This window comes from Paraburkholderia tropica (assembly GCF_900109265.1).
Classification (GTDB): Bacteria; Pseudomonadota; Gammaproteobacteria; order Burkholderiales; family Burkholderiaceae; genus Paraburkholderia; species Paraburkholderia tropica.
This window is the reverse complement of the sequence record NZ_FNZM01000034.1, coordinates 43,729-50,764: the sequence shown is the minus strand read 5'-3', so window position 1 is coordinate 50,764 and position 7,036 is coordinate 43,729. Positions and strand designations below refer to the sequence as shown.

The 7,036-nt window shown below is 65.8% G+C and carries 5 protein-coding genes; all 5 read right to left on the bottom strand.

What is annotated here, in order from left to right; all coding sequences use genetic code 11:
* Positions 1–169 precede the first annotated feature (169 nt).
* The 5 genes from BMY06_RS36160 to BMY06_RS36140 all read right to left on the bottom strand — a co-directional run bounded on the left by BMY06_RS36160 (position 170) and on the right by BMY06_RS36140 (position 6,895).
* The gene (locus tag BMY06_RS36160; protein WP_074987637.1) at positions 170–1,861 is read right to left on the bottom strand and encodes an ABC transporter ATP-binding protein; all 1,692 of its coding nucleotides are present in this window, start codon (positions 1,859–1,861) and stop codon (positions 170–172) included.
* Positions 1,862–2,857: an ABC transporter permease gene (locus BMY06_RS36155; protein ID WP_080180153.1), complete on the bottom strand. Its 996-nt coding sequence runs from the start codon at positions 2,855–2,857 to the stop codon at positions 1,862–1,864.
* 36 nt (positions 2,858–2,893) lie between these two features.
* On the bottom strand, positions 2,894–3,850 hold the full coding sequence (locus tag BMY06_RS36150; RefSeq protein WP_074987636.1) for an ABC transporter permease: 957 nt from the start codon (positions 3,848–3,850) through the stop codon (positions 2,894–2,896).
* A 73-nt stretch (positions 3,851–3,923) separates the two neighbouring features.
* Positions 3,924–5,543 carry an ABC transporter substrate-binding protein gene (locus BMY06_RS36145; RefSeq protein ID WP_074987635.1) on the bottom strand — a complete coding sequence of 540 codons (1,620 nt, stop codon included), beginning with the start codon at positions 5,541–5,543 and terminating at the stop codon, positions 3,924–3,926.
* 59 nt (positions 5,544–5,602) lie between these two features.
* Positions 5,603–6,895, bottom strand: a complete 1,293-nt coding sequence (locus BMY06_RS36140) for an NAD(P)/FAD-dependent oxidoreductase (RefSeq protein WP_074987634.1) — start codon at positions 6,893–6,895, stop codon at positions 5,603–5,605.
* Between the last annotated feature and the right edge of the window lie 141 nt (positions 6,896–7,036).

The following is a 7,036-nucleotide window of genomic DNA, read 5'->3' as shown; positions in this document are numbered from 1 at the left end:
CGTCGGTGGCCGGATCGCTGACCGGGAACGTGCTGCCGTCGACGGCTTCCACCCAGGCGCCGTCGATGTAATTGCGGCCCGGGAGCAGGGAATCGTTGCTGATGCTCAGAGACATGTTGCTTTCCTTGATCTCGTGAAGAGTGAGGGTATGAGGTCGCGTCTTGTAGCGTTACGCGACGGTTTCGGTCTTCGGCAACTGGACTTCGTCGATCCAGCCGCGCCGCAGCTCGGGCACCGATTGAGAAAGTAATTCGTAGTACGGATGATGCGGACCGCGATCGTAATCTTCGCGCGCGACCTGCGTCACCTTGCGGCCATGCTGCATGACGACGATTTCATCGCAGATCGCACGCACCGTATGCAGATCGTGGCTGATGAAGAGATACGACACGCCGAGGTCTTTGCGCAGATCGGCCATCAGATCGAGCACGGCTGCGCCGACGACCGTATCGAGTGCCGAAGTGACTTCGTCGCACAGCAGCAGATCGGGTTCGGCGGCCAGCGCGCGGGCAAGGTTGACGCGCTGCTTCTGTCCGCCCGAGAGCGCAGCCGGTGGGCGCTCCATCAGCGTGCGGGGCAGGCGCACCATGTCGAGCAGTTGCGCGATGCGCGTGCGCAGCGCCTTGCCCTGAAGGCCATGATAGAACTGCAGCGGCCGCGCCAGAATGCGCTCGATGGTATGCGCGGGATTCAGCGCGGTATCGGCGATCTGGAACACGATCTGGATACGGCGCAGCTCGTCGCGGCTGCGCTGATCGAGCTGCGGCGACATGGTCTTGCCGTCGAACGCAATGCGGCCTTCGAACGGCGCGATCAGACCGGCCACCGCGCGTGCGAGCGTCGTCTTGCCGGAGCCCGACTCGCCGATCACGCCGATCGCCTGCCCGCGATAGAGCTTGAGATCGACCTTGTCGAGAATGCGATTCTGCGGGCGGCCCTGCGCGTCGAGCGGACCGTAGCCCGCGCAAAGCGCGTCGATCTGCAACAGCGGTTGCGGGGCGCGGCGCGTGCCTTCGGGGTCCGTGCGCAGCAACGGGGCGTCGGCGCGCGCGTGGACCGCATCGTCGGGTGCATCGGCGTGACGCTCCTTCGGGCGCGCGGCGGCGAGCAGGCTGCGCGTGTAGTCGTCGGCGGGCGCATGCAGAATCTGATCCGACTCGCCGTATTCGCGCATCTTGCCGTGGCGCAGCACGAGAATATGATCGGCCACCTGCGCGACCACCGCCAGATCGTGGCTCACATACACGGCGCTGGTCTTGCGCTGCTGCACCACGCGGCGGAACGCGCGCAGCACTTCGACCTGGGTCGTCACGTCGAGCGCCGTCGTGGGTTCGTCGAGAATCACGAGATCGGGGTCGGTGATCAGCGCCATCGCGGCCATCAGCCGTTGCAACTGACCGCCCGACACCTGATGCGGATAACGCGCGCCGATGGTTTCGGGATTCGGCAAGGCGAGTTCGCGGAACAGTTCGACGGCGCGTTTTTCGGCTTCGGCGCGCGGCATCGTCTTGTGGATGCGCGCCGGCTCGACCACCTGATCCATAATCGTGCGCGACGGATTGAACGATGCCGACGCGCTCTGCGCGATATACGTGACCACGCGGCCACGCAGTGCGCGCTGGGCGGCGACATCGAGCGCGGTAACGTTGCGCTCGCCGACATTGACCACACTGTCCGGCGCGATCGCGCAACCGTCGCGCGCGTAGCCCATCAAGGCGAGCGCCGTGGTGGTCTTGCCGGAGCCGGATTCGCCGATCAGGGCGAGCACCTGGCCCGGCGCGATATCGAATGCGAGGCGATCCACCAGCACGGATTCGCCTGCCATGATCGTCAGGTCCCTGACATGAATTGCCGCGCCCATTTAGCGTGCCTCCCCATCGGTCGTGGCGGCGATCTGCGCACGACGCGAAGCGTTGAATTGTTCGTTGAGCTTCGCCTGGCGACGTGCATCGCGGCTCGCCTTGCGCGCACCGCCCGGCAGGTTGTCGATCACGAGATTCACGGCGATCGTCAGGCTCGCGATGGCGAGCGCCGGCGCGATCACGGCGAGTGCGCCCTCGGCGAGTCCGTCGAGGTTTTCGCGCACGAGCGAGCCCCAGTCGGCGTCGGGCGGCTGGATGCCGAGGCCGAGAAAGCTCAGGCTGGCGAGCAGCAGCACGACGTAGACGAAACGCAACCCCAGATCCGCGAGCATCGGGCTCAGGATGTTGGGCAGGATCTCTTGCAGCATGATGTAGGCCGTGCCTTCGCCGCGCGTGCGGGCGACCGCCACATAGTCCATCGCGTGAATGTTGACGGCGAGCGAGCGCGCGATGCGGTACGCGCCGGGCAGGTAGATGATCGCGGCGGTCGCGGTCAGCATGACGGTCGAGGAGCCGAACGCCGCCACCATGATGAGCGCGAACATCTTGCTCGGAATCGCCGTGAGCGTATCGAGCGTGCGGCTCATGACGGCGTCGAGCTTCGGGCCGCCGACGATCGCCAGCAACGCCAGCGCGGTGCCCACGCCGCTGGCCAGCAGCGTCGCGATCAGCGCGAGTCCCACGGTATAGCGCGCGCCCATCATCACGCGATCGAGCATGTCGCGGCCCAGATAGTCGGTGCCGAGCAGATGGTGCGCGCTCGCGCCCGCGAAGATCTGCACGTTGTCGGTCGATGCGCTGGCGCCGTCGCCGGCCAGCGGACCCGCGATCGCGGCGGCGATCCATACGAGCACGATCGCGAGGCCGATCCAGCCCGGCACGCCGAGTCCGCTCAGCGTGCGGCGCAGGTGAATGAAACGCGGGTGCGCGCTCAGGTCGGCGGCGGCGTCGGCCGGAGGCGGCGCGAGTTTGCCTTCAGAGGTCGATTGGGTCATCTTGGTGAGCTCCACAAACGAAAGGGTGAGGTCGCGTTAGCGGTGGCGCAGACGCGGATTGCCCAGAATTCCGCAGACGTCGGCGAGCGTGACGAGGACGAGGTAAGCGAAGCAGAAAATCATCGCGCAGGCCTGCACGACCGGCATATCGCGCTGACTGACGCTGTCGACCATCAGCTTGGCAATGCCCGGATAGTTGAAGACGGTCTCGATGATGATCACGCCGCCGAGCAGGTACGAGAGGCTCAACGCAACGGCATTGGCGATCGGTCCGATCGCATTGGGCAGCGCGTGGAACATCACCATGCGGAACGACGTGGCGCCTTTGAGCCGCACCATCTCGATGTAGGGCGCCTTCAACTGATCGATCAGCGCGGCGCGCGTCATGCGCACCATCTGCGCGACGATCACGCAGCACAGGCACATCACCGGCATCGCCAGCGCGCGCAGCACGCGGCCGAACGGCGCGCCATCGTCGAGATAGGCGAGCGCCGGCAGCCATTGCAGCTTGACCGCGAAAAGCAGCACGGCGAGCGACGCAACCAGAAACTCCGGCACCGAGACGACTGCAAGCACGCCGACGCTGACCGTGCGATCGAACGCGCGGCCGCGCAGCACGGCGCACAGAATGCCGAGCGCGAGCGCGATCGGCACGGACACCAGCGTCGTGATGCCGGCGAGGAGCAGCGAATGCGACAGGCGATCGCCGACGAGGCTCGCCACGCTCAGATGCGTGAGCATCGATTCACCAGCATGGCCCGTGAGCATGCCGGTCAGCCAGTGCCAGTAGCGCACGGGCGCGGGCACATCGAGGCCCATTTGCGCGCGCAGCGCCGCGACGGCTTCGGGCGTGGCGTCCTGGCCGAGCTGCGATTGCGCGGCGTCGCCGGGCAACACCGCGGTGATCGCGAACACGATGGCGGAGATCGCGAGTAGCGACAGAACGGCAGCGCTCACGCGGCGCGCCAGCAGGCGAACAATCACAGTGTTCATATCGGACACCCCTCAAATGGACCGCTCGCCGCCCATCCCTGCGATAGGCGGCGAAGTGTGCTTCGATTGCGGATCAGGCGGACAGCCATACGTGCTCGCCGAACGCGTAACCCATCATGCCGCCGAGCGGAATCGGCGACAGGCCCTGCAGCTTGTTGCTGTGGCCGTCGATGGTGGCGAGGAACAGCGGAATGCCGATACCGGCGTCGCTGCGGATCATCGTCTGCATGTCGGCGTAAATCTGCTTGCGCTTCGCGACGTCCATCTCGGCGCGCGCCGAGAGCAGCAACTGGTCGAACTTCGGATCTTTCCAGCGCGACTCGTTCCACGGCGCATCCGACTTGAAGAACTGCGTGAAGAGCGTGTCGGCGTTCGGGCGCGGATTGACCGTACCGAAACCGACCGGCGCGCTCAGCCAGTAGTTCGACCAGAAGCCGTCGGCGGGCATGCGCTTGACGTCGAGATTCAGGCCGACCTTGCGCGCGGTCTGTTGCAGGATCAGCGCCATGTCGACCGAATACATCGCGGCGGGCGACGCGACCACGGGAATCGGCGTGCTGCCGAGATTGGCCTTGGCGAGGTAGAACTTCGCCTTGTCCAGATCCATCTGCGTTTGCGGCAGGCCCGGCGTGTAGAAACGGTTGGTCGGATCGATCGGCTGATCGTTGCCGGTCACCGCATAGCCGAGCGCGATCGACTGCTTCATCAGGTTGCGGTCGAGCAGCAGCTTCATGGCCTGCACGAAGTTCGGATTGGTGCCGGGGCCGGTGTCGCGATGCATGATCAGATCGGTGTACTGGCCCGACTGCGTGACGAAGACGCTCGCATTCGACGAGCCTTTGACGCGCGCCACCGAACGCGGATTGATCGACGCGACCAGATCCATGTCGCCCGAGAGCAGCGCGTTGACACGCGCGCTCTCGTCGCCGATGCCGACGAATTCGATTTCGTCGAGATACGGCAGGCCGGGTTTCCAGTAGTTCGGATTCCGGACGACGATCGAGCGCACGCCTGGCTGGAAGGTCTGCAACTTGAACGGGCCGGTGCCGATGCCTTTCGTAAAGTCAGTCGTGCCGTCCTTGACGATATGGAAGTAGAACGTGCCGAGAATCACCGGCAGATCGGCGTTCGGCGCGGAGAGCGTCACCGTGACTTCGTTCGGGCCGGTTGCTTTCACGCTGTCGATCTGGTCGGCGAGCGTCTTGGCCTTCGACGCGACGGCCGGGTCCTTGTGGCGCATGATCGAGTAGACCACGTCGGCGGGCGAGAGCGCCTTGCCGTCGTGGAAGGTCACGCCCTTGCGCAACGTGAAGACCCACACGCGCGCGTTGGTCGTCTTGAACGACTCGGCCAGAGCGGGGCGCGGCGCGAGCGTGCCGTCGAGTTCGACGAGGTTGTTGTACAGCATCGTGCCGCGGCAATAGTCGGTTTTGTTCGACTGTTTGGCGGGGTCCAGCGTGTCGTTCGCCGAACCGTTGTCGCCCGCGACGCGAATCTTGCCGCCCTTGCGCGGCGTTTGCGCGTACGCGGCGCCCGCCACGCCGGCGAGCGTGCCGGCCATCGCGAGCTGCATGCCGCCCGCTGCGAGCAGGCGCAGCACGTCGCGGCGGGTTGCGCCGTGCTGGAGCGCGCCGATCAGACGATCCGATTCCGGTGCGCCAACGAGAGTTTCGAGTTTTTTACGTTCAGACATGGCTACACGTTCCTGGAGGCAAAGTCATGGTTGAAAACGGAATTCGCTTGCGCGGGTCGTCAGGCAATGGCGTCTTTCATCTTGTAGTAGAGGCCGATCAACGGCAGGAACCACGGCGGCCCGAAGTGGCCCGGCACCGCCGGCCAGTCGCGCCCGGCCCACGGATTGGCCGCGCGCTCGCCGAGCATCGTGCGGGCGATGCAGCGGCCCGTATGCGTGGACATCTGCGTGCCGTGGCCGCTGAAGCCCAGTGCGTAAAACAGGCCGTCGCGCTCGCCCGCGTGGGGCAGCCGGTCCTGCGTCATATCGACGATGCCACCCCAGCAGTGCGTGAGCGGCACGTCCGCGAGTTGCGGAAAGGTGGCGAGCAGCCCTTCGCGCAGGATCTCCCCGCTGGTGGCATCGGACTGCGGATTGGACACCGCGAAACGCGCGCGGCCGCCGAAGATCAGCCGGTGATCGGGCGACACGCGGAAGTAGTGATGCAGATTCGAGGTCGTGACGTAGGTACGGCGCTCGCGCAGCAGCGCGCTGGCGCGTGCTTCGCCGAGCGGCGCGCTCGCCACGATGAAGCTGCCGATCGGCACCACGCGGCGGCGGATCCAGCCGAAGCTGCCGTAATTGCCGTGGCGCGTTGCGCCCGTCGCGAGCAAGACCTTGTCGGCTTTCACGGTGCCGCGTGCGGTCTGCACGCGATAGCCGTGCGCCGTCTGCGCGATGCGCTCCAGACGCAGCGCCGCCGTGCGCGTATGAATCTGCGCGCCCGCGCGGATCGCGGCATCGGCGAGTCCCTTGCCGAAGCGGCCCATGTGCATCTGGGCGCTTTTTTTATAGAGCAGACCGCCGTGATAGCTGTCGCTGTTCACCTCGGCGCGCACGGTACCGCGGTCGAGCAGTTCGATATCGGTGTCCACGCCATCGGCGATCAGCCGTTCGTAGCTGCGCGCGAGCGTGTCGTAATGCCCCGGACGCGACGCCAGTTTCAGCTTGCCGTGACGCATGAAATCGCAGTCGATCGCTTCTTCGCGCACGATGCTGTCGACGGTATCGACGGCGGCGTCGTAAAGCTGATAGAACGCGCGCGCTTTGTCCGCACCGATCTTCGCGGCCAGCGCCGCGTAATCGACGGCGAGCCCGTTGTTCACATGACCGCCGTTGCGGCCGGACGCTTCAGCGACCACGGTGTCGTTGGCTTCGAGCACCACCACGCGCGCGCCGGCGCGGGCCAGCGTTAGCGCGGCGGAGAGTCCGCAGAATCCTGCGCCGATCACGACCACGTCCGCGCTCGACGGCAGCGCCGCGGTATGCTCCGTCAGTTCGACACCTTCCTTCCAATACGAATCGAGTTTCATCGACTAATGCGATCTCCAGGGTCATGCAGGTTCAATCGACGCATCGTTCACGCGGATCGGCTTGCGTTTTCGGCGTGGCGACAGGGTCGGGCGGTCAGTGACCGCGCGGGTGATGAACAGTGCTGAAATTGAATCACGCCA